The sequence below is a fragment of the Butyricimonas synergistica DSM 23225 genome (genome assembly GCF_000379665.1).
Taxonomy (GTDB): domain Bacteria; phylum Bacteroidota; class Bacteroidia; order Bacteroidales; family Marinifilaceae; genus Butyricimonas; species Butyricimonas synergistica.
In genome coordinates this window covers 145,167-170,157 of sequence record NZ_KB903372.1, presented here as the reverse complement: position 1 = coordinate 170,157, position 24,991 = coordinate 145,167, and the positions used below count along the sequence as shown (strand labels likewise).

22 protein-coding genes are annotated in these 24,991 nt (G+C 43.3%); 20 read left to right on the top strand and 2 right to left on the bottom strand.

All coding sequences use genetic code 11. The features are described 5' to 3' along the window. Positions 1-123 precede the first annotated feature (123 nt). Complete coding sequence (locus A3CY_RS0118470; RefSeq protein ID WP_018339436.1) at positions 124-1,299, top strand: multidrug effflux MFS transporter; 1,176 nt, start codon at positions 124-126, stop codon at positions 1,297-1,299. Position 1,300: 1 nt separating this feature from the next. On the opposite strand, the gene A3CY_RS0118465 is transcribed toward A3CY_RS0118470, so the two are convergent. Next, positions 1,301-2,197 carry a LysR substrate-binding domain-containing protein gene (locus A3CY_RS0118465; protein ID WP_018339435.1) on the bottom strand — a complete coding sequence of 299 codons (897 nt, stop codon included), beginning with the start codon at positions 2,195-2,197 and terminating at the stop codon, positions 1,301-1,303. A 413-nt stretch (positions 2,198-2,610) separates the two neighbouring features. Here A3CY_RS0118465 and A3CY_RS0118460 point away from each other — a divergent pair, with 413 nt between their 5' ends. The 8 genes from A3CY_RS0118460 to A3CY_RS0118425 all read left to right on the top strand — a co-directional run bounded on the left by A3CY_RS0118460 (position 2,611) and on the right by A3CY_RS0118425 (position 10,770). After that, positions 2,611-3,219: a V-type ATP synthase subunit E gene (locus A3CY_RS0118460; protein WP_018339434.1), complete on the top strand. Its 609-nt coding sequence runs from the start codon at positions 2,611-2,613 to the stop codon at positions 3,217-3,219. Positions 3,220-3,295: 76 nt separating this feature from the next. Further along, positions 3,296-4,132, top strand: coding sequence for a DUF2764 family protein (locus A3CY_RS0118455; protein ID WP_018339433.1), 837 nt, complete (start codon positions 3,296-3,298; stop codon positions 4,130-4,132). Positions 4,133-4,196: 64 nt separating this feature from the next. Next, positions 4,197-5,954 (top strand): V-type ATP synthase subunit A, encoded by a 1,758-nt coding sequence (locus A3CY_RS0118450; protein WP_018339432.1) that lies wholly within the window; start codon positions 4,197-4,199, stop codon positions 5,952-5,954. Positions 5,955-6,045: 91 nt separating this feature from the next. Further along, a complete protein-coding gene (locus tag A3CY_RS0118445) occupies positions 6,046-7,368 on the top strand; it encodes a V-type ATP synthase subunit B (RefSeq protein WP_018339431.1) in 1,323 nt (440 codons plus the stop codon). 45 nt (positions 7,369-7,413) lie between these two features. Continuing rightward, positions 7,414-7,794 carry a four helix bundle protein gene (locus A3CY_RS0118440; protein WP_018339430.1) on the top strand — a complete coding sequence of 127 codons (381 nt, stop codon included), beginning with the start codon at positions 7,414-7,416 and terminating at the stop codon, positions 7,792-7,794. A 35-nt stretch (positions 7,795-7,829) separates the two neighbouring features. Then, a complete protein-coding gene (locus A3CY_RS0118435) occupies positions 7,830-8,420 on the top strand; it encodes a V-type ATP synthase subunit D (RefSeq protein ID WP_026207866.1) in 591 nt (196 codons plus the stop codon). A gap of 15 nt (positions 8,421-8,435) precedes the next feature. Next, positions 8,436-10,271 (top strand): V-type ATP synthase subunit I, encoded by a 1,836-nt coding sequence (locus A3CY_RS0118430; protein ID WP_051082762.1) that lies wholly within the window; start codon positions 8,436-8,438, stop codon positions 10,269-10,271. 43 nt (positions 10,272-10,314) lie between these two features. Next, on the top strand, positions 10,315-10,770 hold the full coding sequence (locus A3CY_RS0118425; RefSeq protein WP_018339427.1) for a hypothetical protein: 456 nt from the start codon (positions 10,315-10,317) through the stop codon (positions 10,768-10,770). Positions 10,771-10,842: 72 nt separating this feature from the next. Here the strand turns inward: A3CY_RS0118425 and A3CY_RS21625 are convergent, their stop codons facing one another. Next, positions 10,843-11,739 carry a phosphatase PAP2 family protein gene (locus A3CY_RS21625; RefSeq protein ID WP_018339426.1) on the bottom strand — a complete coding sequence of 299 codons (897 nt, stop codon included), beginning with the start codon at positions 11,737-11,739 and terminating at the stop codon, positions 10,843-10,845. A gap of 384 nt (positions 11,740-12,123) precedes the next feature. Between A3CY_RS21625 and A3CY_RS0118415 the strand changes: the two genes are divergently transcribed. The 11 genes from A3CY_RS0118415 (at position 12,124) to A3CY_RS0118365 (ending at position 24,971) form a co-directional block, all read left to right on the top strand. Beyond that, a complete protein-coding gene (locus A3CY_RS0118415) occupies positions 12,124-12,543 on the top strand; it encodes an EamA family transporter (protein ID WP_018339424.1) in 420 nt (139 codons plus the stop codon). 15 nt (positions 12,544-12,558) lie between these two features. Next, a complete protein-coding gene (locus A3CY_RS0118410) occupies positions 12,559-13,233 on the top strand; it encodes a response regulator transcription factor (RefSeq protein ID WP_018339423.1) in 675 nt (224 codons plus the stop codon). Continuing rightward, the gene (locus A3CY_RS0118405; RefSeq protein ID WP_018339422.1) at positions 13,230-14,510 is read left to right on the top strand and encodes a sensor histidine kinase; all 1,281 of its coding nucleotides are present in this window, start codon (positions 13,230-13,232) and stop codon (positions 14,508-14,510) included. Before A3CY_RS0118410 ends, A3CY_RS0118405 begins: the two co-directional genes overlap by 4 nt. A gap of 72 nt (positions 14,511-14,582) precedes the next feature. Continuing rightward, a complete protein-coding gene (locus tag A3CY_RS0118400; protein WP_018339421.1) occupies positions 14,583-15,500 on the top strand; it encodes a L,D-transpeptidase in 918 nt (305 codons plus the stop codon). A gap of 101 nt (positions 15,501-15,601) precedes the next feature. Then, positions 15,602-16,216: a murein L,D-transpeptidase catalytic domain family protein gene (locus A3CY_RS0118395; protein WP_240388188.1), complete on the top strand. Its 615-nt coding sequence runs from the start codon at positions 15,602-15,604 to the stop codon at positions 16,214-16,216. A gap of 20 nt (positions 16,217-16,236) precedes the next feature. Beyond that, entirely contained in the window at positions 16,237-16,839 is a 603-nt protein-coding gene (locus A3CY_RS0118390) for a rhomboid family intramembrane serine protease (protein WP_018339419.1), read from the top strand. A 42-nt stretch (positions 16,840-16,881) separates the two neighbouring features. Further along, positions 16,882-17,481, top strand: coding sequence for a sigma-70 family RNA polymerase sigma factor (locus A3CY_RS0118385; RefSeq protein WP_155828472.1), 600 nt, complete (start codon positions 16,882-16,884; stop codon positions 17,479-17,481). Positions 17,482-17,526: 45 nt separating this feature from the next. Further along, positions 17,527-18,678, top strand: coding sequence for a FecR family protein (locus tag A3CY_RS21615; protein WP_018339417.1), 1,152 nt, complete (start codon positions 17,527-17,529; stop codon positions 18,676-18,678). 109 nt (positions 18,679-18,787) lie between these two features. Next, entirely contained in the window at positions 18,788-22,438 is a 3,651-nt protein-coding gene (locus A3CY_RS0118375; protein ID WP_026207865.1) for a SusC/RagA family TonB-linked outer membrane protein, read from the top strand. Positions 22,439-22,449: 11 nt separating this feature from the next. Continuing rightward, positions 22,450-23,997, top strand: a complete 1,548-nt coding sequence (locus A3CY_RS0118370) for a RagB/SusD family nutrient uptake outer membrane protein (RefSeq protein ID WP_018339415.1) — start codon at positions 22,450-22,452, stop codon at positions 23,995-23,997. Positions 23,998-24,002: 5 nt separating this feature from the next. Further along, positions 24,003-24,971: a hypothetical protein gene (locus A3CY_RS0118365; protein ID WP_018339414.1), complete on the top strand. Its 969-nt coding sequence runs from the start codon at positions 24,003-24,005 to the stop codon at positions 24,969-24,971. Positions 24,972-24,991 lie beyond the last annotated feature (20 nt).

Genomic DNA, 24,991 nt, shown 5'->3' with positions numbered 1-24,991 from the left:
ATTGGTTCTCAAAATGGACAACGACGAGCGGATAATGGAAATAACTGGTTGGGAACATCTCGGTATCTTTGTCTTCGAAAAAAGATGGATATATTGTATAACATGAAGAAATAATTAACGATTATGGTAAAAAATAGAAATTCAAAACTTTTCTTGCTACTTTTCACGGGTTCGCTGACAGCTTTCGGACCTGTTATGACGGATTTGTATTTGCCGGCATTCCCGCAGATACAGGAATATTTCGGGACATCGGTTTCGCTGGTGCAGTTGAGCCTGACATTTGGGATGCTGGGACTTGCCCTTGGGCAATTGTTCCTGGGTCCGATCAGTGATAAGTACGGGCGGGTTCGTCCGTTGGCATTCTCGCTGGGGGTGTTTTCGTTGGCGACTGTAGCTTGTATTTTTTCTCCCACGATTTATTTTTTTCTGTTCTTTCGCCTCGTGCAGGGTATATTCGGTGCGGGGTGCGTGGTGATCGCCCGCTCCGTTATCGTGGATTTGTACACGGGACGGGAGTTGTCCACGTTCTTTTCCCTGCTTGCAGGGATACAAGGCATTGCGCCTATCGCTGCGCCGATTCTGGGGGGAGTACTCATGAGCGTGACGGATTGGAGAGGTATTTTTGCCGTGTTGTTTGCCTTCGGTATGATTTTGTTTTTCACGACTTTTGCTTTTCGGGAATCACATACCAGGGAGAAACGTGTTCAGGGTAGCACGTTTTCTGCTTTGAAAGGTTTTGTTCCAATTTTAAAGAATCAGCGTTTTATGCGCTACGTGCTTACGCAATCTTTGGCTTTCGGGGTGTTCTTTGCTTATATCGCTGCTTCGCCTTTTATCTTTCAAACACATTATCAACTGTCCCCTGCGCTTTATAGTTTATGTTTCGGGGCAAATGCATTCTGTATTGTGATCGGGAGCGTGCTGGTTTCTTTCTTGAAAAATGAGCAGAAGGTTTTGTCACGGATGACTAAATTATTCTTGTTACTTAGCGTCTTCACCGCGGGAGCGTTGATAATGGAGATGGCTTTTTTCGTGGTGGAGGGAATGTTTGTTTTGCTCGCTTTCTGTTTCGGGACGATTATGCCGCCAACGACTTCTCTCGCATTGGATTTGGAAAGGACTAATTCGGGCTGTGCCTCGGCAATACTTGGTTTCTTCCAGTTTCTGTTCGGGAGTATTGTTTCCCCGTTGGTCGGAATCGGTAATATGTTCGTGACCACGGGTATTATTATATTCGTGTGTAGTTTGTTCGCCTTTCTTTTTTGCCCGAGGGCGGAAAAGAAAGAACAATATGTCTGATTTACTTTTGAATCATTTTCTTGCGAGCCTCGCAGAATCTTAACAGTAATTCGGCATAAGAGTCTATCTGTCCTTGTTTGTGGATGGCGTAAAGGGTTCGGGTGATCTCAAGGTCGTCCATGTCGACGATTTTGAGTATTCCACAAGCCAATTGATCCCGGATGGAGAAGATGGAAACCAGAGCGTAGCAATCCGAGTATTTCAAGTATTGTTTGATGCCTTCCGTACTCCCGATCACCATTTGTTGGTTTAGTTCGTTGACAGAAATCCCGGCGTTGGAGAGATGGCGTTGGATGATGTTGTAGGTTCCTGAACCTTTCTCCCGAACCACGAATTTTAATTCTTTTAGTTGTTCTTTGGTAATTGAGTCATGTGTCGTGTTTTTAGACGAGGTGACCAGTACAATCTCGTCTTTCAGGAAGGGGATGTAATGGATGTCCGATTGTGAAGGAGTACCCTCGATGAATGCGAGTTGAATGTTGCGGTTCAGGAGTTCCTGCTCTATCTGGGCTGTATTACCGCTAATCAAGTTGATCTTTATCTGGGGATAACGTTCCCGGAATTGTGCTAAAAGTTCGGGTAGAATGTATTGTGAGAGTGTGGTACTCGCCCCGATGTGGAGGGTACCGGAAAACTCTTCTTTCATGTGTTGCAGGTTGAACGTAATTGCACGCTCCCGCTCGATAAGGTCTTCGCTTTGTTCCAGCAGGTATTTTCCGGCAGGGGAGAGTGCCAGTCTTCCTTTTTCCCGCTCGAAGAGGGTTAGCCCCATTTCCCGTTCCAGTTCTTTGATGCTCTTGGACACGGCGGGTTGGGAAATCCGTAATATTTCCGCCGCTTTCGTGGTATTTAGGTTCTTTGCGGCGTGGTAGAATATGGTAAGTTTGTGGTCTAGCATCTTTATACTTGTTGAAATTCTTGTCAAAGGTAGTAATAATTTGTTGGGTTGAACGAGTATTTATTCCGGGTATTGTTTTATCGGGAGGTGGTGATATAGAATAATCCGACCCCGAAGGTGTAATCGGTCCGGTTTGGGTGGCATGGTGCAAACATCGATGAGATAAGCGTCGACGAGGGGAATAATGAAAAGTTAAACAAGGGAAGAGCCGCATCTAAATGGTGCGGCTTTTCGTTATACTAAATTCCTTACGTGTACTTTTTGCAGACCGTTGGAATATGAGAAAATATTTGTTTTTGTGAAGGTTTTTTAATATCTTGACGCCGTTTTTCTGGAACACTGGCACATTTATTGAATTCTAATTATCTGGATGAAAGAAGAATAAATTAATATATATAATACGTTTTTTTACTATGGAGAATAAATTAGATATTTTGACCAAGAAGCTTTATGATGAGGGGGTTGATAAAGCTCGCCAAGAGGCAGAGAATATCATCAACCAAGCGAAGCAAGAGGCCGAAAAGATCGTTGCCGAGGCGAAGGCGAAGGCTGATCAGATGAATGCCGATGCGGAGGCAGATGTCGCTAACCTGAAGAAGAAGGCCGAGTCCGAGATGACGTTGAGTGCCCGCCAGGCAATCACGGCATTGAAGCAAGCGATCGCCAATCTCGTTGCCGGGAATGTTGCCGGAGAGATTGCCAAGGTCGGATTCGAGGAGAAGGCTTTCATCCAGGAACTGTTGATGACGATCGTCAAGAAATGGGATGTTGCCGGGGGAAACCTGGATATGGAAATACTTCTTTCTGCTGACGAGAAAAATAAGTTCGAATCATTCGTGACGGCAAAATACAAAGATTTGCTGGATAAAGGACTCGCGGTGAACGTGGGTAATCTGGAAGAAGGATTCGTGATTCAACCGAAAGACGGAGGGTTCCAGATAGCATTTTCGGAGAAATTGTTCGAGGCTTTCTTTAACCAGTACATCAAGGGCTTTACAAAGAAACTATTATTTAATGATTGAGTGATTGAATGATTTCGGATTAGGCGATTGTTATATATCACAGAATCATGGAATCGTTGAATCATAAAATCACAGAATGAATAATATGGTATTTAAGAATAACTATTACTGTTTGATTGCGGGTTTACCGGAGGTCTTTCTGGACGATCGGAAATTATCGTTGTCCGTGAACGGATTCCGGGAGTTGGCGCAAGGGGCTTTGAAGAAGGAGGACATGAAGCTGATGAATCTTTTTTTCCTTCCTGCCGATAATAAGCAAGTCCTTCGATTACTGAATAAAATGGAACCCGATACCGCTCTTGAAACAGTATACCCGTTACAACAACTGGAAGACGAAATCGCCGAACCGAAAAATTCTTTATCTGCTTACCTGAATCAATTTATCGCGGATTTCAAAGGAGAACACCTCAAATACGAGGTTTCGCCCGAGAACGTGTTGAGTTGGATGTATTACGATTACCTGATGAGTTGTGGAAACAAGTTTGTCAGGAAATATGCGGAATTCTCGATGAATATCAAGAATCTGACGAATGCATTGACTTGTCGGAAGTATGGTAAGGAAATAGCCCCGGAGATTATTGGCGATAACGCTTTTTCTAAGGCTTTGCGGACTTCAAACTCGAAAGATTTCGGTTTGGGGATGGAGTACCCTTATGCGGAGAAAGTGTTTTCGTTGATGAATAACCCGAATCTAGTGGAACGGGAACGGGGAATGGATTTGTTCCTTTGGGATTACATCGAGGAGGCTGTCGTTTACGAGTATTTTTCCATGGAAAAGGTGTTGAGTTTTATGCTTGAGCTGATGATCGTCGAGAGGTGGAGTAAGATGAACTCCGAATCGGGACGAAAAGTATTCATGGAAGTCGTCGATAAGTTTAGGCGGAGTTTCGAGTTTGCGGAAGAATTTAAATAAATTGGGAGATTAAGGGATTTTCGATTAAGAGATTTAAGAATCAGAATAATTTACAAATTGAAATATGAGTAAAACACAAGGAAAAGTTCATAGTATTATTTCCAACCTTGTACTTGTGCGTATCGAGGGACCGGTATCTCAGAACGAGATCTGTTTTATCCAGCTCGGTGCCGAACGATTGATGGCGGAGGTCATCAAGGTGGTTGGGGACATTGCTTATGTGCAGGTTTTTGAAAGTACCCGGGGATTGAAGCCCGGTTCTTTGGTGGAGTTCGAGGATCATATGTTGGAGGTAACGTTGGGTCCGGGCTTGTTGTCAAAGAATTTTGATGGTCTTCAGAACGATTTGGATAAGATGACCGGGGTGTTCCTAAAACGTGGAGAGTACACGAACCCGCTGGAAAATGATAAAAAATGGAGTTTTACTCCGTTGGCAAAGGTCGGCGACAAGGTGAAGGCTGCCGATTGGTTGGGTAACGTGAAGGAAAACTGGTTGGACCACAAAATAATGGTGCCTTTTAAATTAAAAGGCGAGTATACCGTGGCTTCTATCGTGGGAGCCGGGGAATACACGATTATGGACACGATTGCTGTATTGAAAGATGAGGCAGGGAAGGACGTGCCCGTGACTATGACGCAGAAGTGGCCGGTGAAAGTGGCTATCCGTAATTACGTGGATAAACCGCGTCCGTCTCGTCAGATGGAAACAGGAGTGCGTGTTATTGACACGATGAACCCGATCCTCGAGGGGGGTACCGGATTTATCCCGGGACCGTTCGGAACGGGAAAGACGGTGTTGCAGCACGCTTTGTCGCGTTTTGCCGATGCCGATATTATTATTATGGCTGCCTGTGGTGAGCGTGCGAACGAGGTGGTGGAAATCTTTACCGAGTTCCCCGAGTTGGAAGACCCTCGTTCCGGTCGCAAGCTGTACGAGAGAACGACAATCATCGCTAATACCTCGAATATGCCTGTTGCCGCCCGTGAGGCTTCTGTTTACACTGCAATGACGATCGGGGAATACTATCGTTCCATGGGTATGAAGGTATTGTTGCTTGCCGACTCTACTTCCCGTTGGGCTCAGGCGTTGCGCGAGATGTCGAACCGTATGGAGGAGTTGCCGGGGCAGGATGCTTTCCCGATGGACTTGTCTGCAATTATTTCTAACTTCTACGCTCGTGCCGGGATGGTGTACCTGAATAACGGTAAGACGGGTTCCGTGACCTTTATCGGAACGGTATCGCCTGCCGGAGGTAACTTGAAGGAACCGGTGACGGAGTCCACGAAAAAGGTAGCTCGTTGTTTTTACGCTTTGTCACAGGCTCGTGCCGATGCGAAACGCTATCCGGCTATCGACACGTTGGAGTCTTATTCCAAGTATCTGGAATACCCGGAATTCGTGGAGTTTGCCAAGAAGAATATTTCCGACACGTGGATTGACGGTGTGAACGAGGCTCGTAATATATTGGTACGAGGACGGGAAACTGCCGAGCAGATCGATATTTTAGGAGATGACGGTGTTCCATTGGAATATCACGTGGTATACTGGAAGTCGGAGTTGATCGACTTCGTGATCTTGCAACAGGATGCTTTTGACAATATTGATGGTTCTACCTCGATGGAGCGCCAGAAGTATATGTTGGAAATGGTGTTGGGTGTAGTTCGTTCCGAATTCAATTTTGACACGTTCGAGGAAGTAAATCCTTACTTTAAACGGATCATCAATGGATTCAAGCAGATGAACTATTCCGAATTCCAATCTGATGCTTTCAAGAAATACGAAGCAGAGGTGAACGAGATTATTAACGAGAGAAAAAAGTAATAAATTTATGATTTATGATTTACGATTTATGATTCGTTGCTTTGACAAGAATATTAAATCAAAAATCTGAAATCAAAAATCTAAAATAGGTATGACGACTGCTTTTCAAAAAGTTTATACAAAGATTACCCAGATCACGAAGGCAACGTGTACGTTGAATGCTCAGGGCGTCGGGAATGACGAGCTGGCGATTGTTGACGGACGGTTGGCACAGGTCGTGAAGATTTGGGGTAATGATATAACCCTTCAGGTGTTTTCCGGAACAGAGGGTATCCCGACGAATGCAGAAGTGACATTCTTGGGTAAGGCTCCGACCTTGAGGGTGGGTGATGATTTGTGCGGGCGTTTCTTTAACGCTTTCGGTGAGCCGATAGACGGGGGACCGGCAGTTGACGGTGAAGAAAGAGAGATTGGTGGTCCTTCTGTGAATCCGGTTCGACGTAAACAACCGTCTGAATTGATCGCAACGGGTATTGCCGGTATCGACTTGAACAACACGTTGGTGTCCGGGCAAAAGATTCCGTTCTTTGCCGATCCCGACCAACCATATAACCAGGTTATGGCGAACGTGGCGTTGAGAGCGCAAACGGATCGTATTATTTTGGGAGGTATGGGTTTGACGAACGACGACTACCTGTATTTCAAGAATCTGTTCGATAATGCCGGGGTGCTCGACCGTATTGTCAGCTTCGTGAACACGACGGAGGCTCCTCCCGTGGAACGTTTGTTGGTTCCGGATATGGCGTTGACGGCAGCCGAGTATTTTGCGGTGGAGAAGAACGAGAAGGTACTGGTGTTGCTGACAGATATGACGTTGTATGCCGATGCTTTGAGTATAGTGTCCAACCGTATGGACCAGATCCCGTCGAAGGATTCCATGCCGGGTTCTTTGTACTCGGATTTGGCGAAGATTTACGAGAAAGCGGTGCAATTCCCTGCCGGAGGTTCTATCACGATTATCGCTGTGACCACGTTGTCCGGAGGTGATATTACTCACGCAATCCCGGATAACACGGGGTATATTACCGAAGGACAGTTGTTCTTGCGTAAAGATACGGAAATTGGTAAGGTTATCGTAGACCCGTTCCGAAGCCTGTCTCGTTTGAAGCAGCTCGTGATCGGTAAGAAAACCCGGAAGGATCACCCGCAAGTGATGAATGCCGCTATCCGTCTGTACGCCGATGCAGCTAATGCCCGCACGAAGATGGAAAACGGTTTCGACTTGACGGATTACGATCGCCGTACCCTGGATTTTGCGAAAGAGTATTCCAACAGCTTGCTTGCTATCGACGTAAACATCAGTGTCGAACAAATGTTGGATACTGCGTGGGAGCTGTTCCGCAAATACTTTAATAAAGCGGAATTGGGTATCAAGCAGGAAATCGTGGAAGAGTTTGGAAAATTTAGTGATTAAGTGATTGCCGATTAAGTGATTATTTGATTAGTAGAATGTAATGTTATGAACCAGATAGAGTTTAAACGTAGAACAAAACAATTTGGACTGGCGGTTATTCGGATGACAGAGAAGTTTCCGGAAACACGGTTGGCTTGGGTTGTGAAAGATCAGATTTTGCGTTCAGCTTTGTCTGTCGGTGCTAATTATAGAGCTGTTTGTCGTGCTAAATCGGACAAGGATTTTATCAATAAAATGAGAATAGTGGAAGAGGAAGCAGATGAAACGGCTTACTGGCTTGAGATTATCGAGGAATCTGAATTGTTGAAGGCAGATGAGTTGAGTGTGCTCAAGAAAGAGATAAATGAATTAGTGGCTATGATTGTTGCTTCAATTAGGACTAAAAGTATAAGTCTTAACAAAGAGCGTGAATCACAGAATCACTAAATCGCAAATCACAGAATAAATTAAAAATTGGTAAGGTGATAAGGTTTCAATATAATAAAACTTCGCTTCAGGGGCTGGATAAGCAATTGAAGATGCGAGTACGGGCATTGCCTACCATCAAAAACAAGGAGTCGGCTTTGCGGTCGGAGGTGAAGAAAGCGAAACAGGTGGCGGATGAGTTTAGTGTGAAGTTGGAGGAAACGCTGAATTCGCTGAACGATATGCTGCAACTTTACGACGAGTACAAGGAAGATATACTTGTCGTGAAGGATGTGAGGATGTCGGTGAAGAAGATCGCCGGGGTGAAGACGCCCGTTCTGGATGGGGTGGACTACGAGGTGAAGGATTTCAGCTTGTTCAACCAACCGGGATGGCTCCTTGACGGAGTGGAGTACATCAAGAAAGTGGTGAGTATCGCTTTGGAGAGAGAGTTTTTCGCTAGAAAAATGGAGTTGCTCGATAAAGCGAGAAAAAAGACCACGCAGAAGGTGAACTTGTACGAGAAGGTGCAGATACCGGGTTACCAGGAGGCTATTCGTAAGATTAAGCGTTTCCTGGAGGACGAGGAAAATCTGTCCAAGTCGTCGCAGAAGATCGTGAAAAACCGTAAATTGATGGAGGAATAGCCAATGATAGTACCAATGATGAAATTATCCCTGTTGATATTTTACAAGGAATATCAAACGTTTCTCGGAGAACTCCGGGAAAAGGGAATGGTTCATATTCATGAGAATACGGAACGATCGGCAGAGGATACGGATCTGCAGGCTAAGTTGATGTTAATCAAACGTGCCGGGGAGATGATCACGCATATGCAGAGTCGGAATGACGTGGAGCGGATAGAAAAAGTGAAAGCGGACGACGAGCATTTGCTGGATTACCTGGAAAGTTTATATAGCAGACAAGAACAGATCGAGCAACAATTGGTCGGTTTGGAGAAAGATTATGCCGCTTATCGCCCGTGGGGTCAGTTCTCCCGGGAAACAATCCAAAAGCTGGAAGCCGCGGGATGGGAATTCCATTTCTTTTCGGTGCCGGAACAAAAGTACCAGGAGGAATGGGAGGCAATGTATGATGCCATTATTATTAGTGAAATGATGGGGCAGAAGTATTTTGTCACGGTTACTCCCGCGGGAATGAAGCTGGAATTAGAGGCTGATCCTTATGTATTTCCCCTGGCTACACTGGACGAGTTGAAAAAACAAATCAAGGGTTTGCGGGAGGAATTAGTGAAAATCGGCGAAGAGTTGGATGCGATTTCTCAAGATGCGATAGATCGGTTGAAGACTTATCGTTTGCGTATTACGGAGGTGGCGGATAAACTGAAAGTGGAAGATGCCGTACAGGCATTCGTGGACGAAAAGGTTATTGCGCTCGAGGGATGGATTCCCATGGAACGGGAAGCTGAGATGAGAAGCTTCCTCGAAACGAGGGATGTGTACTTCGAGTTTACGAGACCGACACCTGAGGATGATGTGCCCGTGCAATTGAAGAATAACGCTTATTCGAGGTTGTTTGAGCCGGTGACGAAGATGTTTGCCTTGCCGCAGTACAAGGAGTTGGATTTGACGCCTTTCCTAGCACCCTTCTTTATGTTGTTCTTCGGAATGTGTATGGGTGACGGCGGGTATGGATTGATTATCTGGCTGGTTTGTTTTATTCTCGAGCGGAAGGCTTCTCCCTCGATAAAAGGATATCTCGTGCTGGGGCAATACTTGGGTATCATGACCGTGGTAGTCGGGTTGCTGACAGGTTCATTCTTCGGTATCGCTTTGGATAGCGTGGAATGGTCTTGGTTGGCAGGCGTGAAGTCATTGTTCCTGACGGAAGCGAATTATGGAAAATACTTGGGTGGTTATAATCCGATGATGATTATTGCCGTAGCCGTGGGTATTATTCAAATCCTTTACGGTATGTGCTTGAGTGCGGCGAGGATCACGAAACAGTTCGGTTTTAAATATGCGGTTTCGACTCTAGGTTGGGTCGGTGCGATTATTTTGTTGGGAGTATTGATCGGTTTGCCGATGTTGCAGGTGGCGATCCCGGAGGTCTTGAAATACGTGCTTTACGTGCTTCTTGGACTCTGTGCGCTCACGATCTACTTCTACAATTCTCCGGGAAAAGGAATTTTCACGAATTTCGGTTCCGGGTTGTGGGGTACTTACAACATGGCTACCGGATTGCTGGGGGATACGCTTTCATATATCCGTTTGTTCGCTATCGGGTTGACGGGTAGTATTTTGGGAGGAGTATTCAATACGCTGGCTTTCCAACTCACGGACGGGTTGCCTTTCGTGGTGAAGTTTATCGCTGTGTTCTTGATCTTGATTATCGGTCATTCGATTAACTTCGGTTTGTGTATGATCAGTTCGTTCGTACACCCGATGCGTTTGACTTTCGTGGAATTCTACAAGAATGCCGGATTTGAAGGGGGCGGTAAGCAATACGAGCCGTTCAGGAAAAAAGTAAATGATTAAAAAATAAAGACAATAAAAATAACAAATTAAATAGATTAGAATTATGGAACCAATTTTATTAGCTTATTTAGGTGTTGCGTTTATGGTTGCGTTATCAGGTATTGGTAGTGCTTATGGAGTTACTATTTGCGGTAATGCTGCCGTGGGTGCATTGAAGAAAAATCCGACTGCTTCTGGTCAATATATCGGTTTGTCTGCGTTGCCTTCTTCACAGGGGTTGTACGGTTTCGTGGGATACTTCCTGTTGAGTAGCTTCTTGACGAATGTGGATATGGGTTGGGGACCCGCTTCTGCTATCTTCGGGGCAGGGTTAGGTCTTGGTTTGGTAGCGTTTTTCTCTGCAATTCGTCAGGCTCAGGTATGTGCTAACGGTATCGTGGCTATCGGTAGCGGTTACAACGTGTTCGGAACGACCATGGTATTAGCCGTGTTCCCAGAGTTGTACGCTATCTTGGGATTGTTGGTATTGATTTTGATCACTGGATTGATTCCGGCATAAGTTAGGATATTTAGTTAATATGATATGCGCCGCCTTCTCCTGTTTAAGGAGAAGGCGGCATTTGTTTTGTCATTAAAAATTGTAGGTGAAACTGAGTCTGGCATACTTGGAACCAATAGAGGGAGTCATGACATACTTGGACTTATTTTTATTCAAATCAATCCCGAATACACTGTGAAAAACGGGTAAAAGCATATAGCCAACTTCTGCACTTAGTATACCCATGCCGGCACCCGTGACCACATCGCTTACCCAATGTTTCTTGTTGATAACACGCATGATGCCCGTTGTGGCTGCGGCGGTATAGCCTGCTATGCCGATCCAGATAGATTCATCTTTATATTCCCGGAATAATATATGGGCTCCGGTAAATGCGGTTGCCGTATGCCCGGAAGGAAAAGAGGAATAGGAGCCTCCATCTGGTCTTAAACGTTTTGTGGCTTTTTTCATTTTGCTTACGCTAATATCCATGAACGCATAAGACACGAACATGACAAACGCTCTGTCTCGAAAATTGTGCTTGGATTTTACGCCACATATATTCAGACTATACACTGCAGCCGCGGGGGTGAATTGTAAGTAATCATCGATCGAAAAAGTTCTGTTCGTATGTTCTTTAATTTCATTCGTTGTGCTATGATCCAATTTCAATAATGCTTTATTCTCACGGGCAATGAATCCGTAAGAGATAAGTGCAGCCGGAATGAATAACCGTTTGTAGGGGAATTTGAATTGCTTGGGGGATGATGTCTGAAAAGAAGGGTAGTTGAATGTATCGAAAGTCGGTTTCCCTTTCAGATAATTTTTATTCGTTATCGGGAAACTATCGAATGATTTCAATTCTTTCGTTCGCTTCTTTTCCTGTTTGGAAACTGGGTTTGAATTCTTTTCCATGTGAATGGAGTCTTCTTGTGCTTTCATTTCGGTGAAAGACAAAATAAGGATAAAGAGGAAAAAGTATGTCTTCATGATCGTGGGATTAATAGTGAACCTAAGATGATCGGTAGCCAGATTTTCCAATTTGTCTTGTAAACTAACATGAAAAGGGAAAAGACAATCAAAGGTAGCCACACGGGCATACCGGAATATAGCCACATGATAGCGTTGGAATAAGTGTTATGTGTTCCATTTATGAGAAAAAAGAGATCTTTTTCAACAGGTAATAATCGTTCAAGCATTTTTTTCAGGAAAACTACAGGCAGATTTTGCAGAAATTTTGAATATGGATAAAATATCTTGTTTTGGCGGGAATTCAAATTTTATACAGAATCATTTGTGATATTTGTTTATATATTTGAGATATAATCCTGAAGAGTACAGGTGTTTAAAAACAAGTTTTCTAAATTCAGAATCATGTGGAAATATTACGCTTTATTATCCGCTCTTTTTGCCGCTCTGACCGCAATATTCGCGAAAATCGGGGTGAAAAATATAAATTCCGATTTGGCTACAGCCATACGTACATGTGTTATATTGTTGATTACATGGGGAATCGTTTTTGCCGGTAACCAGATAAATGGCATAAAGGAACTGACCCGGGGAAATTGGTTGTTTCTTGTGTTATCGGGAGTTGCGACAGGTTTGTCATGGTTGTTTTATTTTAAGGCATTGCAGTTGGGAGAAGCCTCGAAAGTGGTTCCTATCGATAAATTGAGCGTGGTATTTACCGTTATTCTTTCTTTTATTATTTTGAAAGAACCTTTTAGCTGGAAAGTTTTGCTTGGAGTGGGACTTATTGCGAGTGGTTCAATTGTTTTATTGATTGGTAAATGATATTATACGCGGGTAATGAAAATACTAGTTATCGAGGATGAACGTGAATTGTCCGGAAATATAAAGAAATACTTGGAAGCGGATAACTATCTCTGCGAACAGGTATTTAATTATAATGACGCGACAGAAAAGCTCATGTTATACCAGTATGATTGCATATTGCTTGACTTGAATCTTCCGGATGGAGATGGCATGAAGCTTTTGGATGAAATAAAGCGAAAAGATATTAGGAGTGGAGTCATTATTATTTCTGCACGTGATTCTCTGGATGATAAAATAAAAGGGCTGAAAGAGGGGGCGGATGATTATCTCGCGAAACCTTTTTCTCTGTCAGAACTTAGTATCCGTGTTTACGCCTTGTTGCGAAGACAGAGTTTTTCCAGCAACAATATATTGAAATCAAATGAGGTGGAGATCGATCTTTTGTCAAAAGCGGTAAAGGTGAGAGATACAATCATTGTTCTCACCAAATCCGAATATGATCTTCTTTTATTTTTAATTGGCAACTGCAATCGGGTAGTATCCAAGAATGCCATTGCCGAACATTTGTCTGGGGATATGGCGGATATGTTCGATAATCACAATTTTGTTTATGCGCATATTAAAAACCTGAAGTCTAAATTGGGTGATGCAGGTTGCTTGAATTGTATACGTACAATGTATGGAACAGGGTATCAATGGGTAGAATGAAAAAACTTTTAAACAAAAGCTTGGTACAGTTTTTTGTTTACGCTACGATCGTATTGGGATGCTCGGCTCCTTTGTTTTATTATGTCATGGAGTTTTTTTACATGAAAGATCTGGATGAATTGATCTTGTTCAGGAGTGATGAGTTTATTGAGGACAGATTATTGTCTTTTTTTCCGGATGGAATCGAGTTGTGGAATCAGTATAATGAAGACTTGCAAATTATTCTTTATTCGGCAAACTGCCCCTTGGATAAGTGTGTGCAAGTTCCTTTTTACAACAAGGCGGAAGGGCATGATGTGGATTATCGTGTATTGTACCGGAAAATAGAACTGGAAGGAGAGCCCTACCTGCTTGTATCCCGTATCCCGATGATTGAACCGAAGGATTTGACAAGGACTCTTGTCTCGATATATAGTCTATTCTTTTTCTTGTTGTTAATTTCCTTCACAATCTTTCAGAAGTTTGTTTCTAAAAGGTTGTGGCGTCCGTTTTACGATTCACTTCAAAAAATAGAATCATTTCATTTGGATGAAGGGAATGTTCCCGTGTTCAAAAAGAATGATATAGCCGAGTTCACGAGACTGAATCGGCTACTTGCCAATTTGATCGCTAACAACGTGCAAGTGTACACGCGGCAAAAGCAGTTTATAGAAAATGCCTCGCACGAGCTACAAACCCCGTTGGCTGTTTTTCAATCCCAGTTGGATATGCTTTTACAACAACCGGATATAACAGAGAACCAGATGAATATTATTCAATCATTGTATTCGGTTTCTTTCCGGCTGACCCGGTTAAATAAGAATCTTTTATTGCTGGCTAAAATTGATAATTCGCAATTCCGGGAAATGGAAGAAATTGATTTTACCGGGATGTTGAAAGCTTTGATCGATGGTGTCGGATTTTTAGCGGAAAGCAATAAGATAACGATCTCGCTTACCCTTGAGGCGGGGATGTTATTCATCGCAAATAAAACATTACTGGAAAGTTTAGTCACCAACCTGCTGGTGAATGCTATCCGCCATAATTATCGAGATGGCGATGTATGGATAACGGGCACGAAAGATTATCTTTTAATCCGGAATACGGGCAAGAAGATGGAACTTGACAGGCAGAAAATATTCCAACGATTTAACCGGAACACGGAAGAGAGAAAAGGAAATGGGTTGGGATTATCTATCGTGTACCAGATATGCAAATTCCATGGTTGGAAGATAGAATATGACTATGTAGAGGAAATGCATCAGTTTACCTGCTTTTTTCACGTTTCGGGTTCATAATAGGGTTAGCCGCTCGTAAAACAAAACGTATTTTTTGACGTATTATCATTTGAATGTTAATGTTGAAAGAATATGACTTGGATGATACGTTACGGTTTGGTTCTACTTTTTACGTGGTTGGGGGTAGAAGGGAATGCCGAGGGGATAAAGAAGAAGTTGTTGTATGACCAACATACCTTGGCGGATACGTACAAGTACGGGAAACAGAAACGACGTTTCCAATGGGATAAGATTACGGTATTTTTGGATTCCCTTGAGGCTTTTCAAGAACGAAATGACGGGTACGGGGTGTTGATGAATTATAAAAACAGGAATGGGGAGGCTCCCTTGACGGAAAAGTATGTAACCGATAAATATGGGCAGATCCGAGATACTTTCGGGGTGAACCGTTATCAAGGAATACCCTTGTATCGCTTGGATGACGTGAAGATGCCGTTCCGTTACGGGCAGGATGGGGCATACGTTTCCGTGATCAGTGATAGCGCCGATTATTTCCAGATTATCCCGGCTACTTTCGGGGGCGTGTGGCACGTGCCTAAAAAATACATGAAGCTGATAGGACCTCTTTCAATTAAAAAAGTTATATTTGTTGACCGAACGAACCAGAATATTGCAACTTTGGAACAAGATGGAGACACGTGGTTGGTGAGAAGTATGAACCCAATTACAACGGGAGCTAACAGACCGCCTTATCAGCAACCGACACCTCCGGGGATTTATTTCATTCAACGGAAATTGACGGAAATGTTATTCTTGAAGGACGGATCGGATGAAAAAGGTGGATTTGCACCATACGCTATCCGTTTTACTGGAGGAGCTTATTTACATGGTGTTCCGGTGAACTATCCGCACCACGAGCTGGTGGAGTTCAGTTGGACGCTCGGGACAACGCCTCGGTCACATATGTGCGTGAGAAATGCCACGTCGCATGCCAAGTTCATGTATGATTGGGCGGAGGTGGAAAATACTTTGGTAATCGTGTTTGATTGATGTAAATGATGTTTTTTATGCGTGCATTGTTCATGCTTCTTGTTATCGGTTTTATTTGTGGGGGGACACTGTCCGGTGTTGCGTCAGAGAAGCACGTGCCTATGAATAGCCGGACTCTTTATCATGAAATTGGGTTGGAGGGGATCGTGGATTACGTCGTTTTTGAACGGGCTGTTGCCGGATTCAATCAAACGGATTCTTTGGCAAAAGATATTCTTACGCTGATAGATTTCTCGAAACCTTCAACCGAAAAACGTTTGTACGTGATTAATTTGACACTGAAGAAGCTGATGTATGTGTCTTACGTATCGCACGGGCGTAATAGCGGGGGCAAGTACGCTACTTCATTTTCCAACCGAGAGGGTTCTTACAAGAGCTCGCTTGGGTTTTACCGGACGGAGAACACGTATTACGGAAAGAACGGGTACTCGCTGGTGCTTGACGGGTTGGAGAAAGGCATAAATGATAAGGCAAAGGAAAGAGCGATCGTGATGCATGGGGCTGCTTATGCCGACCCTTCCACGATCCGGTCATGCGGGCGTTTGGGGCGTAGCTTGGGATGTCCGGCATTGCCTCTGGCAGTGAGCAAACAAATTATAGATACGATAAAGGGAGGAACACTTTTATATATTCACGGGGACGATAAGACGTATGCCGACCGGACTGTTTTTGCAGGAGAATCGGATCGTAAAAGTGATCTCGTGAATAGGATGTGATTTAATTTTAAATATTGGATATGATAACTTATGCTATACTTATAGCCACGGTGGTGGTATCGATAGCTTGTTTTAACAACGGTTCGTTGTTTAACAAGTTGTCTTATTCGCCTTATCGGATGGTACACGCTAACGAGTGGTACCGTATTATTTCTCACGGTTTTGTGCATGCGGATTGGGTGCATTTGTTCGTGAATATGTTCACGTTTCTTTCTTTCGGGCAATACGTGGAAAAGGCTTTCTCGTACATGGGATTTAGCGGGGGCAGTTTTATACTTCTCTATTTCGGGGGAATGATAGCGGCTTCGCTCTATGACTTGTGGAAATACCGGGATAATCGTTATTACACTTCTATCGGGGCTTCGGGAGCCGTGTCCGCCGTGTTGTTTACCGCTATATTTTTGAATCCTTGGGATAAAATTTATTTATTTGCGGCAATTCCTATTCCTGGCATCGTGTTCGGTTTCGTTTATTTATGGTATTGCCAGTATATGGCGAAACGAGGAGGGGATAACATCAATCATAACGCTCACTTTTACGGGGCTGTATACGGGTTTGTTTTCCCGATATTATTGGAACCCGGATTGTTACAAGTATTTATTCAGCAACTTTTGCGACATTAGGCGACGATAGAGAGTAAAAATCCTCTATATTTGTAATTCCAAGTGCAAGAAATAGATATGCGAGCGATAGACCAAGAGATTTGCGCATTGTTGAAGGTGCGGAAGATAGGCGGGATGGAACTTCTCTTCAAGGAATACTACAAGCCGTTGGTGGTTTGGGGGGCTACTTTTTTACATGATACGCAGCGTGCGGAGGATGTGGTGCAAGATTTTTTCGTGAAGTTGTGGGAGAAGTCGCTTGCGGATAATTTGTTGCCTGATACTTTGAAATCTTACTTGTTTACTTCCGTACGGAATTTGTCCTTGAATCAGTTGGATAAAATTGATCCATTGGCACGAGCTTGTGACGTGGCTCGTTACGAGAGTCCGTGGGAAGAATATGATAGTTTTGAGGATGAGGTATTTAGGCGGATAGAGGCAGAGATCGAGAAATTACCTCCCCGCACGCAGGAAATTATTCGGTGCGTGTATTTAAAAGGCATGAAATACAAGGAAGTTGCCGAAGAATTGGGTATTTCGGTCGCCACTGTTAATTCTCTTCTGGTAAAAGCGTTAAAAACATTGCGGCAACAAGCTGAAAATAAGGATGAAATTGCCGTGTATTTATTTTTTCTTGAAAAAAGTTTACTTTCGAGTCAATGATTTTTGCTTTTGAACTGTATTATAGTTGTAAGAAAATTCAAGACTATGATGGGTCAAAACGAAATCGATAATAAATTACTCTTGTACCTTCTTGACGAAGCGGATGACACTGGACGCAAGGAGGTCGAGGTGTGGTTAGAAGAGAATGAGCACAATAGAGCGTATTTCCGGGAGTTCCAACGAGTGCATTTGGAATTGCGATGGGGGGTATATGCCCGGGAGGTACAACCGGATTTCAATTCTTTCCGGCGGAAGTTGAAGAAGCGTTTGGGTATGCGGATTTGGTACAGCGTGGCGGCTGTGCTGGTATTGGCACTGAGTGTGGGTGGAGCTCTTTTGTGGCACACGGGAGAGCAGCCGGTGCAAGTGGCACTGGAGCAAACCATCCAACCGGGAAAGCCTCAGGCGGTTTTGGTGTTGTCTTCAGGGGAGAAGGTCGAGATGGGAGAGATAGCCCGGCAGTTGGAAGAACAAGACGGAACTTCGGTACGAGTGAGCGAGGCTGGTAGTGTTTCTTACCAGTCTACACAAGAGAAAGAGGGTACGGAAAAAGATTTGGGGAAGATGATGAACCGTTTGTTGGTTCCGAGAGGGGGAGAATTTAATTTGACCTTGTCCGATGGTACACGGGTATGGTTGAATGCCGAGACAGAACTTCTTTATCCGGTGCGGTTTAATGGAAAACAACGAGTGGTTTATTTGAAAGGCGAGGCTTATTTCGATGTGGCAAAGAATGAGGAGATTCCTTTTATTGTACAAGTAGAAGATGTGTCCGTCAAGGTGTATGGAACGGAGTTCAACGTGAATACTTACGAGGGAGTTGAAACGGTACTCGTGACAGGGGCAGTGGGAATGAAACAAGGAGGGAAAGAAGTGTTGTTAAAACCGAATCAAAAAGGTATATTTGATAAGTCAAAGGATGGGATAAGGGTAGAAGACGTGGATGTATTGCCGTATGTGGCATGGAAAGACGGAGATTTTATTTTCCGGAACGAATCTTTAGGTTCGATCATGGATAAATTGAGTAGATGGTATGGTTTGGAAGTGTTTTATCAAAACGGAGAATTGTGTGATGTGCATTTATCCGGTAATTTGAAACGATATAAGGATGTACAAGAGTTGTTCCGTTCTTTCGAGAAGATATCGGACGCTCGCTTTAATGTGAAAGGAAATACTGTATTTATAAGTAAGTTGTAATAAAAAAAGATGAAGATGTTCCCCCATCTTCACCTTTTGAAAGATAAATGAATAGGTCCATTGGCAAGCGGATCCCTATTCACTATGTGTAATCTTTAACTACAAATTTATGAAATCTAATTGGAAATACGCTGTTTTTAGCGTGAAAAAATCAAAGACTTTGAAAATTATGCGACTGTTGATGATTTTTTGTTTCTTTTTTGCTTCCGGGGTAATGGCAAACAGTTACTCGCAGGAGCAGGTCGTTTCCCTTGACTTGCATAAGTGTGATGTGAACACGTTATGTCAGGAAATTTGGAAACAGACAGGGTTGCGTTTCATTTACAATGAAGAGCATGTTAAGAACTTGAAGGCTTTCGACGTGAAAGCAAGTGGAAAAACAGTTCGGGAGGTATTGGATGAGGTATTCAAGAATACTTCATTGCGTTATTTTTTCGAACAGGACATCATCTATATCACGAATAAAGATGATGATAAGAAAAAGGAGAGTAAATCCGTGTCTGGGACGGTAAAAGACAAGAAGGGCGAACCGCTTCCGGGGGTGACCGTGTTGATCAAGGGAACAAGTGTCGGAGTCGTGTCTGACATCGAGGGTAAGTTTAAGATTGCCATCCCGAAAGATACGGTGACTTTCGTGTTCTCTTTCGTGGGAATGAAAAGACAGGAGGTGAAATATACCCCGGGCAAGAAGTTGAATGTCGTGATGGAAGAGGATGTGGAAGAAATGGAAGAGGTGGTTATCACGGGTTACCAAAGAATAGACAAACGTCATCTGACGAGTGCCGTGACGACGATAAAAGCTGATGATATCAATGTTGCCGGTATTTCAACCATTGATAAGATGCTGGAAGGGCATGTGCCGGGAATGATCTTCATGCAGAATTCCGGTCAGGTCGGTGCAGCTCCGAAATTGCGTATCCGGGGTTCTTCCACCGTGTTGGGTTCCCGTGAACCGCTTTGGGTGTTGGACGGGATTATTTTGCAAGATCCGGTGAATGTTGATCCCTCGCAAATTAATGACTTGGATTTCGTGAATTTATTGGGTAATGCTATTTCTGGTTTGAATCCGGATGATATCGAGCAGATAGACGTGTTGAAGGATGCTTCTGCCACGGCGTTGTACGGTACGCGTGCCGCTAACGGTGTGATCGTGATTACCACGAAGAAAGGTAAAGTGGGACCACCTTCGGTTTCTTATTCATTCACGGGGTCTCTTTCTCTTCGCCCCCGTTATACGGATCGGGAAGTAAACGTGATGAATTCAAAAGAACGTATGGCTTTTTCACGGGAGTTAGTCGAGAAAGGAATTAAATATTTGACATTGGATTCTTGGGTTGGATATGAAGCCGCTATCTATGATTACTGGCGTGGGACAAAATCTTATGATGAATTTCAGCGAGAAGTGGATCGTTATGAAACGGTAAATACCAATTGGTTTGATTTGTTGACACATGATGCATTTTCCCATACACATACATTGAGTCTTTCCGGAGGATCCGATAATGTGAGATATTATGCTTCCATTGGTTACAATGACGAGCATGGGGTGACAAATGGGGAGAAAAATAAACGTTATTCAACAAACTTGAATATCACGGCTAATTACAATCGTTTCTCTGCCCGTTTTGGTTTGCAGGCTAACGTGGGTGAGCGGAAATACACACCCTCGGAAGTGAACGTGTTGGGTTATGCTTTTAATACGGCTCGTACTATTCCGGCATATAACGAGGATGGCTCTTTGTTTTATTACAAGAGGATCGCGACAACAGAAGAAGGCAGTGCTAACCGGCATGATTTTAATATTTTGAACGAGATAAAAAACAGTTCGGATGACATCAGGTCAAACGGATTCACTTTAAATACTTCTGTTGATTATAAATTTACGGATTATTTGAAAACCGGTTTGACTTTATCTTATTCTGCCAGCAACACCAATGAAGAGATGTATCGCGGGGAAAACTCTTTTTACGGTACCAGTTTGAGGGAAGCGGGGAGAACTGAATCCGGCAAGGTGGCTAATTATATGCCCTATGGAGGAGAATTGCAATTGTTGGATTCCCGTAATAATTCTTACACGGTGCGTTTGCAGGTAGATTTTAGTAAATTTCTAGATGAAGATCGTGTTCATATGTTATCTGCCTCGGTAGGAGGAGAGCTATCATCTTCCCGTTACCGGGGATTCCGGCAGACTCGTCGTTGCTATTTGCCGGAACGAGGAGAATCGTACGCACCGGTTGATATTAGTGCTTATCCAATATATGCCGAGTGGTTAGCTAATAATGCAGATGCGCTAGGAAAGCGTACGAACTCTTTAACGAACATGATTTCCGGTTATTTTACCACATCATATAGCTACAAAGATCGTTATGTGCTTACCTTCAACATGAGAGCGGATGCTTCTAATAAGTTCGGAAATAAAAGTAATGATAAATTCCTGCCTATTTGGGCTATTGCCGGGCGTTGGAATATAAAGGATGATATGTTTGCGGCACGTAACTGGGTGGATCTGTTAGCCATGAGAGTTTCTTTCGGTTATCAAGGGAATATGTTGGATACACAGACTCCGGAATTGATTATAAGGAAAGGGACAATGAACACTCAATTCGGTAAATACGAATCGTTTGTGAACTCGTTCCCGAATCCGTTCTTGAAATGGGAGAAAACCTCTTCTTTGAATGTCGGCATCGACTTCTCTTTTTTGAATAACACGATAAAGGGTACGGTATCTTATTATTACAAGAAAACCAAAGATGCCTTCTTGAACAAAACAGTTTCGGAGATCAATGGAGTAACAAATTATATGGTGAACAAGGGTACTATCGAGAATCAAGGTTGGGAATTGGGGTTGAACTTTGTACCATTTAATCCGGGTGGTGGAACCGAGAGTTTCCGTTGGAGTATCGATCCGCAGATCGGGCAAGTGCTGAATAAGTTAATCGACAAAGCGATTAATAATCGGGACAAAGTGGTTCGTGACGAGGTGAAGTACACGGATTATTTAACCGGTAACGTGGAGATTCCGGGGCGTCCCTTGGATGGTTTCTATTCCTATAAATTCAATGGATTGGATCCGAATGACGGTCGCCCGATGTTCCATGATATTGATCTGGAAAATAAAGCTGAATTTGAACAAATGGACAAGGAAGAGGTATTCAAGCGGGTAATGAAATATTCCGGTTGTAGGGTTCCTTTCCTGCAAGGGGGGATTTCGAATAAGCTTTCTTACAAACGTTTCGTGTTGGCGTTCAATTTCACGTATAGTTTGGGCTCTAAAATTCGTTTAATGAAATTGTACCCGAACGTGGATAAGTCTTATGGAACGATTGCTCCGCAACCCCACGAGAACGTGCGTCGTGAATTTTTGAAACGTTGGCAGAAACCGGGTGACGAGAATCATACCAATATCCCGGGCATCGTATCCGGCATGGCGTATCAAGGTACGGTGGTTCCGTGGTGGCAAGGTAACTCTTATGCCTTCGCGGCTAATATTTGGCAGATGTACGATGACTCAAACGTTCGTGTCGTGAGCGGGGATTACTTGAAATTGTCATCCTTGAGTTTCCGCTACCTGTTTGCAGAGAATTTACTGAAGAAATTCAGGTTAAAGTCGGCTTACCTGGAAATAACGGGTACAAACTTATTCACGATAAGTAGCAAGAAGTTGAATGGACAAGATCCTGCTACTCAATCCGGGACTTCCAATACCATTAACATGAGTCTTCGACCTACTTATTCATGTCGTTTAAATATTACATTCTAAGTTAGATAGTTATGAGAAATAGAATATTATACTGGATTGTGTGTTTCGGGTTATGTACTTCTTGTGGTGACTTTCTAGAAGATTATTCACAAGATTTGACTTATGCCTCTTCCTGCACGGATTTGGAAGAATTGCTGATAGGCGATGGGTATATTAAAGAAAATAAATCCAATGTTTTTAATATTTCCGGGAATGATGGTTATTACTGTCCTTGGATTCATATCATGGATGATGATGCCGTAGAGCCGGATAGGAAACAACAGAATACGGGTGCGATTAATATGATCGAGGAATTCCATCATTGGGCTCAGAATCCTTTTCAGCAAGATGGTGTCGCTTTTGATGATCCCGTGTGGAAGGACTTGTACAAACGCATTGCTGTAACGAACGTGGTGATCCCGAAGGTAGATGATCTGACAGAGGATCGGGAAGAGGATCGTAATAGAGTGAAAGGGGAGGCTTTGTTCCTGCGGGCAAGTTTTTATTATTTGTTGACTAATTTCTACGGGTTGCCTTATGCTAAAGCTACGGCAGATAAAGATTTGGCCGTTCCTTTGAAATTGACTGAATATATTGAAGATAAATATTGGGCACGTAACACGGTTGCCGAGGTGTATGAGGCGATCGTGAATGACTTGAAACAAGCAACCGTTTTGTTGAAAGGAGCGGAACAAACCACCGTCTATCAGGCGAATGAGGCTGCTGCCCGCCTGTTGTTGAGTCGGGTCTATCTTTACATGGAACGTTGGGACGATGCCGTGGCACAATGTGATAGTATTATCAGTTTGGACAAATATTCATATTTGGATTTGAGACAGCGGGATTCAACCAAGAGTAGTACGTTTGCCGGTTCCCCCGAAACAATATTTTCCCAGGGGACATATTGTATGGATTTTATTATGAGTGAAACATATAGTTCTAATCCTGACTATAATTACCATTATGGTTACGTGGTGTCGGAGGATTTATTGAATACGTATGATCCGAAAGACTTGCGGGCTGATATATATATCACGGAAACCCGTTTATTTGATGGAACATACCGGTGTATCAAGTTGAAAGATAAAAAGACGGAAGGTTATGTTTCCGATATGTTCTTGTTGCGCTACCCGGAGGTCATCTTGAATAAAGCAGAGGCACTTGCCATGGCGGGGCATGAAAGTGAGTCCAAAGAGTGTTTACAGGAGTTGCGAGAATATCGGTTTAAAGCTTCCGATTTGACAACGATCTCAGAAACGGGGGATGATTATATTCAGTTCGTTCGGGATGAACGCCGTCGGGAACTATGTTTCGAGGGACACCGTTGGTTTGATTTGCGTCGTTATGCTGTTTCTTCCGTGCATCCTTATTCCAAAGAGATCGTGCATCCGCACTATGACCGTTGGAGAGGCGAAGGTTTTGGAAATGCTGCCAATCAGTATCAGTTCGCGGGAAATTATAGGCTAAAGAAATATAGTGAAGAGACGGCTTATGTGTTACCGATTCCGGAATATGCAATGACTTATAACAATGGAGTGTTAGTACAGAACGAGAGAAAAAAACGTGAAATAAATAATTAAAAGCTATGAGAAAACTATTATATTACATTATAGGGATTATTGTACCTGCATTTTTTGTGGCTTGTAGCGATGATGATGGAAATCTGAGACCAAGTTCTCAAGATGAAAACTGGTGGGTGAATTACGACAACCCGGATGATCCGTTGGATCATCTGATTTACGAGGTATACAGCCAGTACGGAGTGGCTATTTTTTATAATGACACGGTCGGGTTGCAAGACCGGGATGTAGATGCTTTCGGTAATCCGAATGTTTACTATGAAGTGATTAAATTGAATTATGGTATTTTAGGTGGAGCCACGGATGCAGAAGCTGCGACCTATGCGTTGTCTTATAATAAAGACGAAATAACGGATGGTGTCGAGTTATTGCGGGATTACGTGTTACCGAATTTGCCGGATTTTGTACCCGCCCCCAAGAGTTATTTATTAGTGGACACCTTGCGTTTAGGTATTCTCAATCCGGCACTCCAGATTCCTTATGCCGGTTCCGCTTATGCCGGGATGACAACTGTTGCCGTGGGTAAATTAGGAATGATTAAGACCATGACAGAAGAAGAGAAAAAAATGTTCGGCGGAGAGATTCTAGCGGCTCCCGTGGCATCAACGGTCTATGATGATTACACGACGACGTTGACCCCAGGTTTTTACAAGGAGGTACAAAAATTAGGACCGGGTTACTGGGGATACGGTAATAAAGTTGATATCAATAACACGAGTTCATTTTACCCGAAATATGCGCACTGGTATGAATATGGCTTCTTGAAGCCGGCATTGGACAAAGAATTCCGGGAGGATGCTCTGTATTATTTCCCGAACAAGGAACAAGACGTGGCGGATTTCGTGGCATTGTGCCTGGGATTCACCGAAGCAGAAGTGTTGACAACGTATGGGATGTACGAGCATATCATTAACAAGTATTACTTTATGATGGAGATTTTTGATTTATTGAAAAAAGATAATTCAAAGAAGTAAACTAAATATAAATATCACAG

Bases quoted from the DNA above. Each gene is read 5' to 3' on its own strand.
- A3CY_RS0118470 (WP_018339436.1), top strand. From the start codon at position 124: ATGGTAAAAAATAGAAATTCAAAACTTTTCTTGCTACTTTTCACGGGT.
- A3CY_RS0118465 (WP_018339435.1), bottom strand. From the start codon at position 2,197: ATGCTAGACCACAAACTTACCATATTCTACCACGCCGCAAAGAACCTA.
- A3CY_RS0118460 (WP_018339434.1), top strand. From the start codon at position 2,611: ATGGAGAATAAATTAGATATTTTGACCAAGAAGCTTTATGATGAGGGG.
- A3CY_RS0118455 (WP_018339433.1), top strand. From the start codon at position 3,296: ATGAATAATATGGTATTTAAGAATAACTATTACTGTTTGATTGCGGGT.
- A3CY_RS0118450 (WP_018339432.1), top strand. From the start codon at position 4,197: ATGAGTAAAACACAAGGAAAAGTTCATAGTATTATTTCCAACCTTGTA.
- A3CY_RS0118445 (WP_018339431.1), top strand. From the start codon at position 6,046: ATGACGACTGCTTTTCAAAAAGTTTATACAAAGATTACCCAGATCACG.
- A3CY_RS0118440 (WP_018339430.1), top strand. From the start codon at position 7,414: ATGAACCAGATAGAGTTTAAACGTAGAACAAAACAATTTGGACTGGCG.
- A3CY_RS0118430 (WP_051082762.1), top strand. From the start codon at position 8,436: ATGATGAAATTATCCCTGTTGATATTTTACAAGGAATATCAAACGTTT.
- A3CY_RS0118425 (WP_018339427.1), top strand. From the start codon at position 10,315: ATGGAACCAATTTTATTAGCTTATTTAGGTGTTGCGTTTATGGTTGCG.
- A3CY_RS21625 (WP_018339426.1), bottom strand. From the start codon at position 11,739: ATGAAGACATACTTTTTCCTCTTTATCCTTATTTTGTCTTTCACCGAA.
- A3CY_RS0118415 (WP_018339424.1), top strand. From the start codon at position 12,124: ATGTGGAAATATTACGCTTTATTATCCGCTCTTTTTGCCGCTCTGACC.
- A3CY_RS0118410 (WP_018339423.1), top strand. From the start codon at position 12,559: ATGAAAATACTAGTTATCGAGGATGAACGTGAATTGTCCGGAAATATA.
- A3CY_RS0118405 (WP_018339422.1), top strand. From the start codon at position 13,230: ATGAAAAAACTTTTAAACAAAAGCTTGGTACAGTTTTTTGTTTACGCT.
- A3CY_RS0118400 (WP_018339421.1), top strand. From the start codon at position 14,583: ATGACTTGGATGATACGTTACGGTTTGGTTCTACTTTTTACGTGGTTG.
- A3CY_RS0118395 (WP_240388188.1), top strand. From the start codon at position 15,602: ATGAATAGCCGGACTCTTTATCATGAAATTGGGTTGGAGGGGATCGTG.
- A3CY_RS0118390 (WP_018339419.1), top strand. From the start codon at position 16,237: ATGATAACTTATGCTATACTTATAGCCACGGTGGTGGTATCGATAGCT.
- A3CY_RS21615 (WP_018339417.1), top strand. From the start codon at position 17,527: ATGATGGGTCAAAACGAAATCGATAATAAATTACTCTTGTACCTTCTT.
- A3CY_RS0118375 (WP_026207865.1), top strand. From the start codon at position 18,788: ATGAAATCTAATTGGAAATACGCTGTTTTTAGCGTGAAAAAATCAAAG.
- A3CY_RS0118370 (WP_018339415.1), top strand. From the start codon at position 22,450: ATGAGAAATAGAATATTATACTGGATTGTGTGTTTCGGGTTATGTACT.
- A3CY_RS0118365 (WP_018339414.1), top strand. From the start codon at position 24,003: ATGAGAAAACTATTATATTACATTATAGGGATTATTGTACCTGCATTT.